The 14,290-nt window shown below is 58.0% G+C and carries 12 protein-coding genes; 1 reads left to right on the forward strand and 11 read right to left on the reverse strand.

What is annotated here, in order from left to right; all coding sequences use genetic code 11:
* Positions 1-53 precede the first annotated feature (53 nt).
* From DBY66_RS12295 to DBY66_RS12330, 8 genes are read right to left on the reverse strand one after another with little or no spacing between them, the layout of a single operon-like run.
* Positions 54-1,016 carry a ribokinase gene (locus DBY66_RS12295; RefSeq protein WP_071667918.1) on the reverse strand — a complete coding sequence of 321 codons (963 nt, stop codon included), beginning with the start codon at positions 1,014-1,016 and terminating at the stop codon, positions 54-56.
* Positions 1,016-1,909: an allose kinase gene (alsK, locus tag DBY66_RS12300; RefSeq protein ID WP_108569458.1), complete on the reverse strand. Its 894-nt coding sequence runs from the start codon at positions 1,907-1,909 to the stop codon at positions 1,016-1,018. The genes DBY66_RS12295 and alsK overlap by 1 nt, the downstream gene beginning before the upstream one ends.
* Entirely contained in the window at positions 1,906-2,598 is a 693-nt protein-coding gene (gene alsE, locus DBY66_RS12305) for a D-allulose 6-phosphate 3-epimerase (RefSeq protein WP_065648729.1), read from the reverse strand. The genes alsK and alsE overlap by 4 nt, the downstream gene beginning before the upstream one ends.
* Positions 2,598-3,647: an ABC transporter permease gene (locus tag DBY66_RS12310; RefSeq protein ID WP_039385603.1), complete on the reverse strand. Its 1,050-nt coding sequence runs from the start codon at positions 3,645-3,647 to the stop codon at positions 2,598-2,600. The genes alsE and DBY66_RS12310 overlap by 1 nt, the downstream gene beginning before the upstream one ends.
* A 15-nt stretch (positions 3,648-3,662) precedes the next feature.
* Entirely contained in the window at positions 3,663-4,652 is a 990-nt protein-coding gene (locus DBY66_RS12315) for an ABC transporter permease (RefSeq protein ID WP_039379498.1), read from the reverse strand.
* Positions 4,645-6,150, reverse strand: a complete 1,506-nt coding sequence (locus DBY66_RS12320; RefSeq protein ID WP_039379496.1) for a sugar ABC transporter ATP-binding protein — start codon at positions 6,148-6,150, stop codon at positions 4,645-4,647. The genes DBY66_RS12315 and DBY66_RS12320 overlap by 8 nt, the downstream gene beginning before the upstream one ends.
* A gap of 1 nt (position 6,151) precedes the next feature.
* Positions 6,152-7,135 (reverse strand): substrate-binding domain-containing protein, encoded by a 984-nt coding sequence (locus tag DBY66_RS12325; RefSeq protein WP_108569459.1) that lies wholly within the window; start codon positions 7,133-7,135, stop codon positions 6,152-6,154.
* 12 nt (positions 7,136-7,147) lie between these two features.
* Complete coding sequence (locus tag DBY66_RS12330; protein ID WP_071667920.1) at positions 7,148-7,978, reverse strand: DeoR/GlpR family DNA-binding transcription regulator; 831 nt, start codon at positions 7,976-7,978, stop codon at positions 7,148-7,150.
* Positions 7,979-8,468: 490 nt separating this feature from the next.
* On the opposite strand from DBY66_RS12330, the gene DBY66_RS12335 reads away from it, so the two are divergent.
* Positions 8,469-9,521 carry a DUF1176 domain-containing protein gene (locus DBY66_RS12335; RefSeq protein WP_108569460.1) on the forward strand — a complete coding sequence of 351 codons (1,053 nt, stop codon included), beginning with the start codon at positions 8,469-8,471 and terminating at the stop codon, positions 9,519-9,521.
* 15 nt (positions 9,522-9,536) lie between these two features.
* Here DBY66_RS12335 and ampH read toward each other — a convergent pair whose 3' ends face one another.
* The 3 genes from ampH to tal all read right to left on the reverse strand — a co-directional run bounded on the left by ampH (position 9,537) and on the right by tal (position 13,878).
* Complete coding sequence (gene ampH / locus DBY66_RS12340; protein WP_039379485.1) at positions 9,537-10,706, reverse strand: D-alanyl-D-alanine-carboxypeptidase/endopeptidase AmpH; 1,170 nt, start codon at positions 10,704-10,706, stop codon at positions 9,537-9,539.
* Between the two features lie 143 nt (positions 10,707-10,849).
* Positions 10,850-12,859, reverse strand: a complete 2,010-nt coding sequence (tkt, locus tag DBY66_RS12345) for a transketolase (protein ID WP_108569461.1) — start codon at positions 12,857-12,859, stop codon at positions 10,850-10,852.
* Between the two features lie 68 nt (positions 12,860-12,927).
* Positions 12,928-13,878: a transaldolase gene (gene tal / locus DBY66_RS12350; RefSeq protein WP_039379481.1), complete on the reverse strand. Its 951-nt coding sequence runs from the start codon at positions 13,876-13,878 to the stop codon at positions 12,928-12,930.
* Positions 13,879-14,290 lie beyond the last annotated feature (412 nt).

Below are 14,290 nucleotides of genomic sequence, written 5' to 3' on the forward strand. Positions count from 1 at the left end.
GATGCGCCCCCGCGGCGGGCCTGCATGGCTGAATATCTGTGCCTGAAGCTCAGTTACGCCACCGCGTTCTCTATCTCCCCGACCACGCACTCCGGATGCGCCTGCAGTCGCGCCAGCGCCTCGGCATAGGAGGGCATTGAGTCGGCTGCGCCAGCGCGCTCAACGCAGAGCGAGGCAAACGCTGCGGCAAACCGCGCCGCCTGCGGCAGATCGTCGCCTGAGGCGAGACGCGCGGCAAGCGCACCGTTAAATGCGTCACCCGCGCCGGTGGTATCGCGCGGCTGCGCCGGAAAGAGCGGAATACGCTGCTGCCGGTCAGGCGTGGAGAGCAGGGCTCCCGCCATGCCCAGCGTAATAATGACCTGGCGCGCGCCCTTACGATGCAGCACCCCGGCGGCACGGCGCGCGCTGGCGAAATCGGTTACCGTTACGCCGCTGAGCTGGGTCGCTTCGGTGCTGTTCGGCGTCAGCAGATCGACCTTTGCCAGCAGCGCATCGCCGATCTTCTGCCACGGCGCCGGGTTAAGGATGACAAAGGTGCCGCTGGCACGGGCGTTGTCGATCATACGCTGGATAGCGCTGAGATTATTCTCCAGCTGCACCAGCAGAATGTCGGCTGCGGCGACCGTAGGCTGGCAGCGCGTCACCTCGGCTGCGGTCACAGTGGTATTAGCGCCCGGATAGACTGAAATCATATTCTCCGCGTCGTCGCCCGCGACGTAAATCAGCGCATTGCCGGTTGGCTTCTCTTTACAGGTAAACAGCGTAATGGCATCGAACCCGGTTTTTTCCAGATGACGGCGGGCAAACAGGCCAAAATCGTCATTGCCTACTTTGCCGATGTAGTGCACCCGCGCACCTGCGCGCAGCGCCGCCGTGGCCTGATTAGCCCCTTTGCCGCCTGCACCCATCATACTGTGATGCGCCGTCAGCGACTCACCCGGCAGCGGAAAGCGGCGCATCACCGCCACGATGTCGAGATTAAAGGAACCAAAAACACACACCTTTCCTTTCATCATGCGCTCCTGAACAGGCGTTCGGCGGCCAGACAGGCACCGCGGCAGCCCGTGTAGTCGGTTGAGTGGCTGAAGATAATCTTCAGATTTTCACGGGTAACCGGCGGCCGCAGATGCTGCTGGATCTGGCTGCGCAGCTGCGCCAGCGGAAAATCAGCCATCGCCAGTACGCCGCCCCCGAGGATCAGGTACTCCGGATCGAGAATATTCATTTCGGTCGCGATAAGTTCAGCCAGCCGCCGGACAAACGCCTGCAGTTCCGGCTGTTCGCCGTGGCGGGTAAACAGCGCCGGCATCGGCGTATCGGCGGCGTTTTGTGCGGCCCAGCGGCTCAGCCAGTGGCCCGACGTCAGCGTTTCTGCACAGCCGTGGTTACCGCACGGGCAGGGCAGGGTGTTGCCCGCCACCGGAATATGCCCCAGCTCGCCGGCACCACCATGCTCGCCGTGATAAAAGCCACCGTTGAGCCACAGGCTGTTGCCCATGCCGGTGCCGGGATAGAGACCCACGGCGTTGTCCGGCAGCTGCTCCAGCTGCAGCAGATCCCACAGCATCAGATGGTTCACATCTTTGTCCATCGCCACCGGCACGCCAAGCAGCGCGGTGAGGCGCGACGCGACCGGCTGGCCATCCAGCGCCTGAATAAAGGGCAGCGAAATCACCAGCTGCCGGTCGCGGCTGAGAATACCCGGCAGACCCAGCATAATGCCGCTTACCGGCTGCTGCTCCAGCGTGTCGCGGATGAGCTGAGCAAGCGCCAGCAGCGCGTCGGGCTGCTGCGCCCAGCTGGCGGTGGCGACTTTGCGAAAGCTGCTCCAGACGCCATCCTCTTCCATCAGCTGCAGCCGCGTACCGGTGCCGCCGATGTCGATACCGAGCCAGCGTGGTTTCATGCGGACACCTGCGTCAGCCCCTGGGCTTCATCAATGCTGTCGCGCATCATCTCCCACGCGGTCGCCAAATCATCATGAATATTGAACAGGCCGGATGTGCCGACAATCAGCACTTCTGCACCGGCCCCAATCAGCTGGTTATAGGTGCGGGTGTTGCAGGAGCCGTCTATCTCAACCAGATAATGATAACCGTGCTGCTGTTTAAGCGTTTTCAGCTCGCGCACTTTCTCCACCATCTCCGGAATAAAGGGCTGACCGGCGTAGCCAGGGTCCACCGTCATCACGGTGATTTTATCCAGCAGGTGAATATAGTGCTGGATAAAGGAGACCGGCGTGGCGGGATTCAGCACAACACCCACTTTTTTACCAAAGCTGCGGATCAGATTGATCACGCGGAAGGCGTCGCGGTTAATGGTTTCTGCATGCGGGCAGATGTAATCAGCGCCCGCTCTGGCGACCGCCTCGATAAAGTCAGTCGGCTCTTCCACCATCAGATGTACATCAATGGCCACGCGGGTATAGGGCCGGATCTGTTCAATAAAGAAAGGGGAGAGCGTGATGTTTTTAACGTAGTGACCATCCATGATATCCACGTGAAGAAAGTCAGCGCGCGAATCGAGAACCTGCAGCTGGTGCTTGATCTCCATCAGGTTCATACACATCAGTGACGGGGAGATTTGAATACGCATCATACTTCCTTCTTTTCAGTCAGAGGATTAAGCACCGCGGCCAGCTTGCTGAGCTTTACCGCACGGTGTTCGTTGAGTCGGGTTTTGAGTTGTTTAAAGGCGAGTACCACAATCAGCACCGCGCCCCACATCGCCAGACTGACGTGCTGGCTGATATTCATCAGGTTGAAGCCGGTTGAGAGCACCTGCAGCGCAATCAGCGCCAGCACGACGCCGGTGACGCGACCAAAGCCGCCGTTGGGATCGGTGCCGCCGAGGATAATCGCCAGTACCGTCAGCAGCAGGTAGGCGTCGCCGTAGCCCATGCGCGCGGAGTTAAAGCGCGCCATCATAATCAGGCCCGCGAGCACGCAGAGCAGGCTGGAGATCACGTAAACCAGCATCACCATGCGGTGGGTGTTAATGCCGCTAAACCAGGTTGCGTTGATGTTGCTGCCGCCCATATAGATACATTTGCCGGCCCGGGTTTTACCGAGAAACAGCGCCAGCAGCGCGGCGGCAATGAGGAACACCCAGAGCGGCAGCGGCATCCCCAGCAGCGTATCAGCGCCCAGCGCCTGCACCACCGGCGGCATGCCGCTGACGGCTGCGCCTTTGGTCAGCCAGATACCGATCCCGTTCAGCGTCATCATCGTAGCCAGCGTCACCAGAATCGGATGCGCGCCGATGCGCGTGACCATCAGGCCGGTGATGACGCCGATGGCGGCGGCAATCAGCATGGCGCCGATAATGGCGATAACCAGCCACAGCAGCTGCAGCGCCATCCCGGCACCGGCGGGCAGGGCGCTCATCAGCGTCCAGGCGATAAACAGCGCGGTCAGGTTGGCGGTGGCAATAATGGCGAGATTCAGGCCGCCGCTGAGAATGGCGATAAACATCGCCAGAGTCAGTAATCCCAGTTCCGGCAGCTGAAACGCCATGCTCATAAAGGTGGAGTCGGTCAGGAAGCGACCCGGCAGCATCAGCGTAAAGGTCGCCAGCGCCAGCGCGATCAGCAGCATCAGACCAAGGTTGGTGCCGTCAGGGCGCAGTGCAGTCAGTGATTTCATCATCAATGCCCTCAGTCACACGAAACTGACATCAGTTTCTTTGCGTTTTTTGTAGTGCGTTACGGCGATCGCAATCATGATGACGCCGCCTACCACGATGTTCATGAAGTAGTTCGACACGCCTACCAGGTTAAGGCCGTTCTTCAGGATGGCGATCAGAAAGACCCCCATTAGCGTGCCGCTGACCGTGCCTTTACCGCCCATCAGACTGGCGCCGCCCAGCACCGTTGCCGCCAGCACATCAAGCTCGCCGCCGACCAGTGCATTAGGCACCACTTCGCCCATGCGATAGACCTGTACCAGGCCGCCAACCGCCGCCATTGCGCCCAGCCAGCCGTAGGCAAAAACGTGGATCAGGCCGACGCGGATGCCGATACGTCGCGCAGACTCTGCGTCGCCACCCACCGCATAAAGCTGGCGCCCGAGGTTGGTTTTATTCAGCAGCAGTGCCGTCGCCGCGGCAATGATCAGCATGGTGGCCAGCGGCAAGCCGACCTGAAAGCTCTCGCCCTGCCAGCTGAATGGCAGTACGTTACGCAGGGTGATCCACCACTCCGGCAGCGAATAGAGGCTGCGGCCGCCGGTCACCCACATCAGCAGGCCGAACAGCAGCGACTGCATGCTGATAGTGATGATGATGGAGACCACCCGCAGCGTGGTGATCAGCAGCGCATTGATCACGCCAAACAGCGTGCCGCACACGATCGCCAGCACAATGCTGAGCAGCGCGTTATCAAACTGAAACTGCACAAACAGGGACGCAAGCAGGTACTGCACCACTGAGGCAACGGCGGCAAAAGAGATATCGATCCCGCCGGTCACCAGCACTACAAACAGGCCCAGCGCAAAGATGCCGGTGACCGCGTAGCTCTCCGCCAGATCCAGCAGGTTCTGTACGGTAAGAAACTGATCGCTGGTCACAGAGAAAAACAGAATGAACGCCAGCAGCACCCAGGCGAGCCAGCCCTGGCTGGAGTGCGGACGTAAACGGGAAAAATCAGGCATTGATCACCTCCGCCAGCTGCTGCTGCTCGACGCTATCGGGTTGATATTCGGCATGAATGGTGCCATCGCGGAAGTGCAGGATACGGTCGCAGTTGTACCAGACCTCCGGCACCTCATCAGAGATCAGGATGATCGACAGGCCCTCTTTCGCCAGCTCATGGATCAGCTGATAGATGCTGGCTTTGGCACCGACGTCTACGCCAACGGTAGGCGAGTCGAGGATCAGAATACGCGGCTGCGTCAGAACCCACTTTGCCAGCACAATTTTTTGCTGATTGCCGCCGGAGAGGGTAGAGATGGCAAGATTCGGGTCGGCAACGCGCACGCCGAGCTGCTGGATCCATTGCAGGATCAGTTTATTTTTACGGTACTCATCGATCAGGTGAAAGCGGTTCTGCAATTTGTCGAGGATCGGCAGCACCATGTTGTCGGCCACCGACTGCTGCTGCACCAGCCCCAGCGTCAGGCGATCTTCTGACACATAGCCAATGCCGGCTTTGATCGCATCTTCATGACCGCGAAAGCGGACCGGTTTGCTGTCGAGCCAGATTTTGCCGCTGTCGGGACGCGTCATGCCAAACAGCGACAGCGCCAGCTCGGTACGTCCGGAGCCAAGCAGACCGCACAGCCCCAGTACTTCGCCCTCATAAAGTTTAAAGCTGACGTCACGGTACTGACCGGCACGGGTAAGATTATCTATCTCCAGGATCACGCGCTCGCTATTACGCGTCGGCGCTTTCAGCTGGTAGTCGAGCTTCAGGCCGGTCATCAGCTCGGTCAGATGATGCGGCGTCATCTCCCGGGCGGGCCAGCAGCCCATTTTGCGGCCGTCGCGGATCACCGTGACGCGGTCGGAGATCTCCAGCACCTCATCAAGCCGGTGGCTGACAAAGACCACGCAGATATTTTTATCTTTCAGATAGCGCACGGTGCGCAGCAGCTGATTGACCTCGGTACGGGTCAGCGAGGCGGTTGGCTCATCCATGATCACCAGGCGCGCATCGGCGACCAGCGCGCGGCAGATCGCGACCTGCTGGCGCTGGGCAATCGAAAGCGCCGCGACTTTCGCATCCAGATCGAGGTCAAATTTCAGCTCGGTTATAATGCTGCGGGCGCTTTCACGCAGGCGCGCGCTGCGGTGCCAGCGCAACAGGCCATTGAGGTTATGCTCAAACGCGATGTTCTCCGCCACGCTCAGGTTGGGGAACAGCGAGAGGTCCTGATAGATGACCTGAATACCGAAATCACGCGCCTGTTGCGTGGTCAGGCGCGGCAGTGCCGGGCCATCGCCCAGCGTAATATGGCTGCCGCTGTCCGGGGCGTGCACCCCGGAAATGACTTTGATCAGGGTGCTCTTGCCACAGCCGTTGGTGCCAGCGAGACAGTGCACTTCGCCTGCCAGTAAGGTCAGGGAGATATCGCTCAGCGCGCGGTTGCCACCAAATGTTTTCGACAGATTCTCGAGCGCAATTAGCGTCTGTGGAATGACCTCTTGCATATCAGAGCCCCATTTTTACCAGTTTTGGCAGGTTGTCTTTATCCAGACTCTCTGTGTTGTTGCCGAGAATGGTATGCGTCGCTTCATCCACTTTGACTTTGCCCAGTCCTTCAATCGTCATACCGTCGGTGATCGGCTCTTTCTTCTGCATCATGTCGGCGATACGCACAAAGACTTCACCTGCGGTTTCCGGATTCCAGATGTAGCCGCCTTTGATGGCGTTACGCTGCACCAGCGAGGCGCCCTGACCCGGACTGAAGGAGCCAATGACGCAAACCTGGTCAATTTTTTTGCGGTTCATGACGGCGCGCCCGGCACCAATCGGCCCCTGTGAACCAAACGCCATAATGCCTTTCAGATCGGGATATTTAGACATCAGCTCGTTGGTGGTACGGATGGAGTCATCCAGCGATTCGCCGACGCCAAATTTGTCGGTGACCAGCTGCATGTTGGGATAGTGCTCTTTCTGATAATTGAGCGCGGCATCGGTCCACTGCTGATGCAGCGGTACGGTGAGGCTGCCCACGTACATGGCGTATTTGCCCTCGTCGTGCATGCACTTCGCCAGCGCTTTCATGTGATTGATTCCGTGGGTTGCAGCGTCAACCAGCTCAAAATCCCAGTTGGCACCCTGCTGGCCGGGTGACTCATGCGTAATCACTTCGATACCGGCGTCCCGCGCCCGTTTCAGTACCGGCTCCAGCACTTTCGGATCGTTGGGTACCACGCCGATGATGTCGACTTTCTGCGCAATCAAATCTTCTATGGCGCGCACCTGCAGTGCCGGATCGGCTGCGGTAGGGCCGACCATCCATGCATCAATGCCGCGCTTCGCCGCCTCGCTTTTAATGCCCGCTTCCATGGCGTTAAACCAGGGAATACCCCCGATTTTAACGACGATACCCATGCGTAATTTATCAGCGGCCTGCGCGCCGGTAGCGGTAAACAGGGCAAGCAGAGAACAGGCGATAAGATGTTTTTTCATACAGACTCCTGGTTAATTTTTAATTAGCTGCATGGACTGATGACGCTGAGAACAGACAATGACGTTAACGCCATTCCACGCCAGTTCCTGCTCCAGCTCTTTATCTTTTAATTGATCAGTTATCAGAAAATCGACATCACGGTAGTGACAAACACGGGCAAAAGAGGGGCGCATAAATTTACTGCCATCCAGTAACAGATGTTTTCTTTCAGCGGCCAGTAACATTTGTTGTTTTAAATGCGCGTTATTCTCATTGCCTTCACGTAAATATCCGTCATTACCTAAACTGCTACAGGAAAAAAAGATCTTATTAATCTGAAATTCACGCAGCGGCTGCTCAGCCACCACGCCGTGAAAATCCTCATCGCGGTCAGAATATTCTCCGCCGAGGCAGATAGTGCGAATGCTGCCGCGCGCCGCCAGCGTCTGCACGATGCGTAGCGAATTGGTTAGCACGGTTAACTCGATATCGGGCAGCTGCCGCGCCAGATACCAGCAGGTGGTACTGCTATCGAGCAAAATACAGTCACCCGGCGTGATAAAATCGAGCGCGCGCTTGGCAATGCTCATTTTTGCATCGACATGCTCATTAATACGCTGCCGAAAAGATAATTCGTTTTCTCTGACAGCTCTGTTATTTCCCTGAATGCCGGCGTTCTGTTTTTTTACCGGAACAGCACCACCATGACTGCGCTGTAATAATCCTCTTTTTTCCAGCTGGCTTAAATCACGCCGTATGGTTTCCTGCGAAACCTGACATAGCGTGACCAGCTCTGAGACAATTACGCGGCCATTTATATTAAGTTCGTTAATAATTCTTTGCTGTCTCTCAATCGGCAACATACTTATCCTCCGATGGCTATAAATTACTGGAAGCGGGCACGGGAAAATGTGGACTGGGCAGGAGTCCACGGTGGTAAAAAAAGAGGCCCGTTATTGAGTGATATAAGTTCAGTTATTAATGTAATGCTTAACGCTTATTTGCACGTAATGTTGATGTGGCTCACATAATTAACCCCTGAAGCGTCACAGTTAAAACAGATCCGATCGCCAGCTTATTAATCCATAGCTACCATAGCATGACTGTTTATGACCGTTTATGCGGGATTGACCGTTTCAGACTGCGCCCTGATAGTCAGGGGAATCTGATTGAGCCGCCGTCAGGCGCAGTGGATGATGGGACCGCAGCGTACAACCTGTCCGTACGATGATGAATCGCTGATTTAATAAGCAGTTAATTCTGCTTTTCAGGCCGCTTCACACTTCCAGCCTGCTGATAACGCACGCAGTGCGCTATGATTTTCTTTCCAGAAATTCGGGGACCGGGTTGTTAATGTCGTATTGGATAAAGTCACTGCTCTTGAGCTCTCTGGCAGCCAGCGCCAGCGTGCAGGCTGAACCTCTGCAGAAGTCTTTTTCTGACTGGCAGCTCACCTGTAACAATGCGGCTTTTTGCGTGGCGCGCAGCTTTCCCGGCGACAATGGTCTGGTGATGACGCTGTCGCGCCACGCCGGCGTCGACGATCGTCCGCTGCTGCGTATCGACTACGGCAGCGCCTATACCGGCGCGCTGCCGGGTGGCCCGCTGAAAGATAATCTGCTGCTGGATCAGCGTCGCCTGAAGCCCGACCTTAAACACTGGACGGTTGAGCCGCACCATCTTGCTACCAGCAACGCTGTTGCGATTGATGAGTTTCTGGGACAGACGCTGGACGCGAGCACGCTGCAGCTGACGTACCAGGCCAAAGCGGTGGTTCCGCTGCGTGGCCTGAAAGCTGCGCTGCTGCTGATGGATGATGTGCAGGGGCGCGTAAACGGGACCAGCGCATGGGTCAGGCGTGGGGCGCAGTGGGATCTCCCGCCACCGCCGTCGCTGCCATCGCTGCCGTCATCAGCACCGCCGCCCGCGCCGCTGACGCAGGAGGAGACCAGCGGATTGATCGACTATGGAACCTGGCGCATCACCACCGATAGCTGCTCGCTGGATCCGCTGCGGCGCGAGGTGAGCGTCGCGCCGCTGACCGACAGCAAAGCGCTGCTGCTGGTCAGCTGTGAAACCGGTGCCTACAACGTTATCGATCTGGCGTTTGAAGTGACGCGCAGCCAGCCCTACGTATCACGCGGGCTGACGCTGAATCTGCCTTTTGTTCCTCCGGCGCGCAGCGACACGCAGCTGGAGCTGGTGAACGCAGAGTTTGATGCCAGTAATGGCCTGCTCTATACCTTCAGTAAAAATCGCGGGCTGGGTGACTGCGGTACGGCAACACGCTGGCAGTTTGATGGCAGCGCGTTTGTTCTGGCGGAATATGCGGAAGAGCAGATCTGCGACGCCTGGCACAGCAGCGACGACTGGCCCACGCTGTGGGTAAGCCAGCCGGCGCGCTGAGCGACTTTCCGGGTGTCAGGGGATCGCGCCGATCATCATCGGCGAACCCGTCTTATTGCCCGCCAGCTCTGTCAGCAGATTATTCACGCCGTCGCTCATGGGCGTAAAGCGGCTGAGCGGTGAGCGGGTGACGACCACAAACACGCCAAGGTTATGCTGCGGAATCATCGCCATATAAGTAATGAAGCCGCCGGCACCGCCGGTTTTCTGAATGATACCGGGCCGGCCCGCTTTGGGGGCCATATAGACCCAGCCCATACCCAGCGCATCGGCACGTCCGGGTACATCCATCCCTTCAACTTTGGTCAGCTGATCGCGCCGATAGATCAGCGTCTGCAGGCGATCGATCTGCGGCGTGCGGTGGCTTACCGCTGAGTCGAGGAACTGCTGCATCCAGCGCGCCATATCATCAGGGGTGGAGTAGACGCCGCCGCTGCCGATCGCCGCCAGAGTATTATTACAGGGGCTGGCCCCCTTTTCCGGCACCATCAGGCGCTGGCACTGGTCCGGTGAGGGTGTAAAGGTGGTGTCCTTCATCCCCAGCGGGCGCGTGACTAACCGCTGCAGCAGCGCCGGATAGGGCGTGCCGCCCGCTTTCGCCAGCGCGTCAGCCAGCAGGTCAAACCCGAGGTTGGAGTAGGCCGCCTGAGTGCCGGGCGCGGCTTTCAGCGTGGCGTTGCCCAGCCACTGCCAGCGATCGCTTTTAGTTGGCCAGACAAACACCGGACGGTGCGGTTTACCGCCGGGCTGTTCGCGCGGCAGCGAGCCGGTGTGGGTGGCGAGGTTGATCAGGCGGATCGTCTGGCCGTTATAGGCCGGAACGCGCGCCCCCGGCGGGGCGTAGCGGCTGAGCGGGTCATCCAGGCGGATCTGCCCGCGCTCGGCCATTTTCACCATCACTTCGCTGGTCATCAGCTTGCTGAGTGACGCGATGCGGATAACGGAGTCCTGCTGCGGCCGGACATTATTACCGGGGCGGGTTTCACCAAAGCTGGTAAAGACGCGCTGATTGCCGTCGATGGCGACCAGCGCCATGCCGGTTGCACCGCTGGCGTAAAAAATATGTTCGGCATAGCGATCAACAATCTGCGATGCCAGCAGAGGATTAGGTGAGACCTGTGCCATACCGCTGACAGGCAGCACGGAGACCATCAGGGCCAGTAAAAATGAAGTCGGTTTTTTCAACGGGAGTGCGTCCGCTATCAGAATCGGAAGAAAACCTATAGTAATCAGTTTGCGCAGAGCGGGAAGGGGAAAACGCGATTTTTTTTGTATAGAAAGTGCTAAAAAAAACGGCCCTCACCGTTATCGGGTGAGGGCCGCGGGGCTTATGCCGGTTTCAGCAGCGATTCCGCCTGGCTTACCACGTTTTCAACGGTAAAGCCGAAGGCCGGGAACAGCTTGCCGGCCGGCGCGGATTCACCAAAGGTGGTCATGCCGACGATTTTGCCGTCGATGCCGACATATTTGTACCAGTAGTCTGCAATACCTGCCTCAACCGCGACGCGGGCGCGTACGGTAGTGGGCAGCACGGATTCACGGTAGGCGCTATCCTGCTTATCGAACACATCGGTGCTGGGCAGTGACACGACCCGGACCTTGTGGCCATCCGCGCTGAGTTTCGCTTCCGCTCCCAGCGTGATCTCCACTTCTGAACCGGTGGCGATCAGAATCACATCCGGCGTGCCGTCGCAATCCTTCAGGATATAGCCGCCGCGCGCAATGTTTTCGACCTGCGCCTGGCTGCGCTCGGGCTGCAGCAGGTTCTGACGGGAGAGGATCAGCGCGGTCGGGCCGTGATGACGCTCAACGGCTGCTTTCCATGCCACCGCGGTTTCAACCTGATCGCACGGACGCCAGGTGCTGAAGTTAGGCGTCAGACGCAGGCTTGCCAGCTGCTCGACCGGCTGGTGCGTCGGGCCATCTTCGCCCAGGCCGATAGAGTCATGGGTGTAGACCATGATCTGGCGTGCTTTCATCAGCGCAGCCATACGGGCGGCGTTACGCGCGTACTCAACAAACATCAGGAAGGTTGCGGTATAAGGAACAAAGCCGCCATGGTGCGCGATGCCGTTTGCAATCGCGGTCATCCCGAACTCACGCACGCCGTAGTGAATATAGTTCCCGGCCGCATCCTCTTTGATCGATTTTGAGCCTGACCAGATGGTGAGGTTACTCGGTGCCAGGTCAGCCGATCCGCCCAGGAATTCCGGCAGCAGTTTGCCAAAGGCTTCCAGCGTATTTTGTGACGCCTTGCGGCTGGCGATTTTCTGCGGATTCGCCTGCAGGCCGCGGATAAAGTCAGCGGTTTGGCTTTCCCACTCCGCCGGCATTTCACCGTTAAGACGACGGCTAAACTCCTGCGCCAGCTGCGGATGCGCCTGCTGGTAAGCGGCAAACTTCTCATCCCAGGCTTTTTCGTGCGCGGAACCCGCTTCTTTTGCATCCCACTGCTGGTAGATATCCTGCGGGATTTCAAACGGCGCGTAGTTCCAGCCGAGCTGCTTACGCGTCAGCGCAATCTCTTCGTCGCCCAGCGCAGCACCATGTGACTCCTCTTTGCCCGCCTTGTTTGGCGAACCAAAGCCGATGGTAGTGCGGCAGATAATCAGCGACGGCTTATCGGTTACGCTCTGCGCCTCTTTAATCGCGGCGGCCACGGCGTCGGCGTCGTGACCATCGATGCCTTCAGTGCTGCCGATCACGTGCCAGTTATAGGACTCAAAGCGTTTATGCGTATCATCGGTAAACCAGCCTTCGGTTTCACCATCGATAGAAATGCCGTTGTGATCGTAAAAGCCGATCAGCTTGCCGAGGCCCAGCGTACCCGCCAGCGAACAGACTTCGTGTGAGATGCCTTCCATCAGGCAGCCGTCACCCATGAACACATAGGTGAAGTGGTCGACAATATCATGTCCTGGCTGGTTGAACTGCGCGGCCAGCGTACGCTCAGCAATCGCCAGACCCACCGCATTCGCCAGACCCTGGCCGAGCGGGCCGGTGGTGGTTTCAACGCCTGGCGTATAGCCAATTTCCGGATGTCCCGGCGTTTTTGAATGCAGCTGACGGAAGTTTTTCAGCTCTTCCATCGGCAGATCGTAACCGCTGAGATGCAGCAGGCTATAGAGCAGCATTGAGCCGTGGCCGTTAGAAAGGATAAAGCGGTCACGATCGGCCCATGCCGGGTTAGTGGGGTTATGTTTCAGGAAGTCGCGCCATAACACTTCCGCGATATCGGCCATGCCCATCGGCATACCTGGGTGACCGGAATTTGCTTTCTGTACCGCATCCATACTCAACGCGCGAATCGCGTTAGCCAACTCTCTGCGTGAAGACATAGGGTTCTCCCTTGTAGTAAAGCATCAGCGGGTTCGCCTCGGCTCGCCCGCACTCAACGGTGGTGCAATCAGAGGCGTGCTGACAGCACATCTTCCAGTTTCTGCTGGTCAACGGCGAACTGGCGGATACCTTCAGAGAGTTTTTCAACCGCCATCGGATCCTGGTTGTGCTCCCAGCGGAACTCCGCTTCTGACAGCGAGGAAGGCTGATGGAAACCTTCGGTAGAAGGTTCCAGCTTGCGCTCAACCGGCGCATCGCTGTTCGCCAGCTCTTCCAGCAGGTTAGGGGAGAGAGTCAGACGATCGCAGCCCGCCAGAGCCAGAATCTGCTCAACTTTGCGGAAGCTGGCGCCCATGATCACCGTGCTGTAGCGATGCTTTTTGTAGTAGTCATAGATGCGACGCACAGATTTCACGCCCGGATCTTCATCCACAACATAGGGGTCCATTGGCTTACGCGTGTTGTACCAGTCATAAATGCGGCCCACAAAAGGTGAGATCAGATAGACGCCCGCTTCTGCACAGGCGCGCGCCTGCGCAAAGGAGAACAGCAGCGTCAGGTTGCACTTAATGCCGTTTTTCTCCAGCTCTTCAGCCGCTTTGATCCCTTCCCAGGTTGAGGCGAGCTTGATAAGAATACGTGAGCGGTCGATACCGTGCTCTTCATACAGGCGTACCAGCTTTTCTGCTTTGGTCACGCACATACCGCGATCGAAAGAGAGGCGGGCGTCAACTTCAGTTGAAACGCGGCCCGGCACGCTTTTCAGGATTTCCATGCCGAGATTGACAGCCACTTTGTCGCTGGCGTTGATAATCTGCGTCTCTTTACTGCCACCCTGCTTTTTCGCATAGTCGATGGCGTCATCAATCAGGTGTTTATAAGCGTCAAGACCGGCAGCTTTCAGGATCAGAGAAGGGTTGGTAGTGGCATCTTCCGGATTGTAATGGCGAATGGATTCGATATCGCCACTGTCCGCCACCACGGTGGTGAACTGTTTTAGTGCGTCTAGCTGGTTCATCGCTTAACTCCTTGATTAGCAATATTGTGGGCAAAAGAATGCCGGGCAACCGTCGCCTTGTCTGCGCCCTTTGCTGGGGATAGTGGTTCCACACAGTGCTACAGACGCCCGCTGATTAAAATGCGTTTTCTCTGATTATGGCGTGGCGGAGAGAGAGGCGGCGTAATCGGTTCAGCCATGTTTTGCCATCTTCAAGCATAGCAGCTTGCGCCAGAGATGCAGGCGAGGCGGTAAGTTCGCCGTCAGCGGCGGTGGCAGCCTTTGCCCTGGACGCGTGCTGCTGCACCGGGGCTGGTTCCGTTCGCCACGGAGGCTGGCACCGGTTCCGGGTTGAGAGCCGGTTCCGTTCGCCGTCAGCGGCCTGGCGTCCTCTGCACTCCCCGGCCCTGCGCCAGCCCCGTCCGCCGCTGCG

It is taken from the genome of Pantoea sp. RIT413 (assembly GCF_003057675.2).
In the GTDB taxonomy this organism is placed as follows: Bacteria; Pseudomonadota; Gammaproteobacteria; order Enterobacterales; family Enterobacteriaceae; genus Pantoea; species Pantoea eucrina.

What these genes read in the sequence shown, in the direction of transcription:
- DBY66_RS12295 (WP_071667918.1), bottom strand. Translation starts at nt 1,016, where the DNA reads ATGAAAGGAAAGGTGTGTGTTTTTGGTTCCTTTAATCTCGACATCGTG.
- alsK (WP_108569458.1), bottom strand. Translation starts at nt 1,909, where the DNA reads ATGAAACCACGCTGGCTCGGTATCGACATCGGCGGCACCGGTACGCGG.
- alsE (WP_065648729.1), bottom strand. Translation starts at nt 2,598, where the DNA reads ATGCGTATTCAAATCTCCCCGTCACTGATGTGTATGAACCTGATGGAG.
- DBY66_RS12310 (WP_039385603.1), bottom strand. Translation starts at nt 3,647, where the DNA reads ATGAAATCACTGACTGCACTGCGCCCTGACGGCACCAACCTTGGTCTG.
- DBY66_RS12315 (WP_039379498.1), bottom strand. Translation starts at nt 4,652, where the DNA reads ATGCCTGATTTTTCCCGTTTACGTCCGCACTCCAGCCAGGGCTGGCTC.
- DBY66_RS12320 (WP_039379496.1), bottom strand. Translation starts at nt 6,150, where the DNA reads ATGCAAGAGGTCATTCCACAGACGCTAATTGCGCTCGAGAATCTGTCG.
- DBY66_RS12325 (WP_108569459.1), bottom strand. Translation starts at nt 7,135, where the DNA reads ATGAAAAAACATCTTATCGCCTGTTCTCTGCTTGCCCTGTTTACCGCT.
- DBY66_RS12330 (WP_071667920.1), bottom strand. Translation starts at nt 7,978, where the DNA reads ATGTTGCCGATTGAGAGACAGCAAAGAATTATTAACGAACTTAATATA.
- DBY66_RS12335 (WP_108569460.1), top strand. Translation starts at nt 8,469, where the DNA reads ATGTCGTATTGGATAAAGTCACTGCTCTTGAGCTCTCTGGCAGCCAGC.
- tkt (WP_108569461.1), bottom strand. Translation starts at nt 12,859, where the DNA reads ATGTCTTCACGCAGAGAGTTGGCTAACGCGATTCGCGCGTTGAGTATG.
- tal (WP_039379481.1), bottom strand. Translation starts at nt 13,878, where the DNA reads ATGAACCAGCTAGACGCACTAAAACAGTTCACCACCGTGGTGGCGGAC.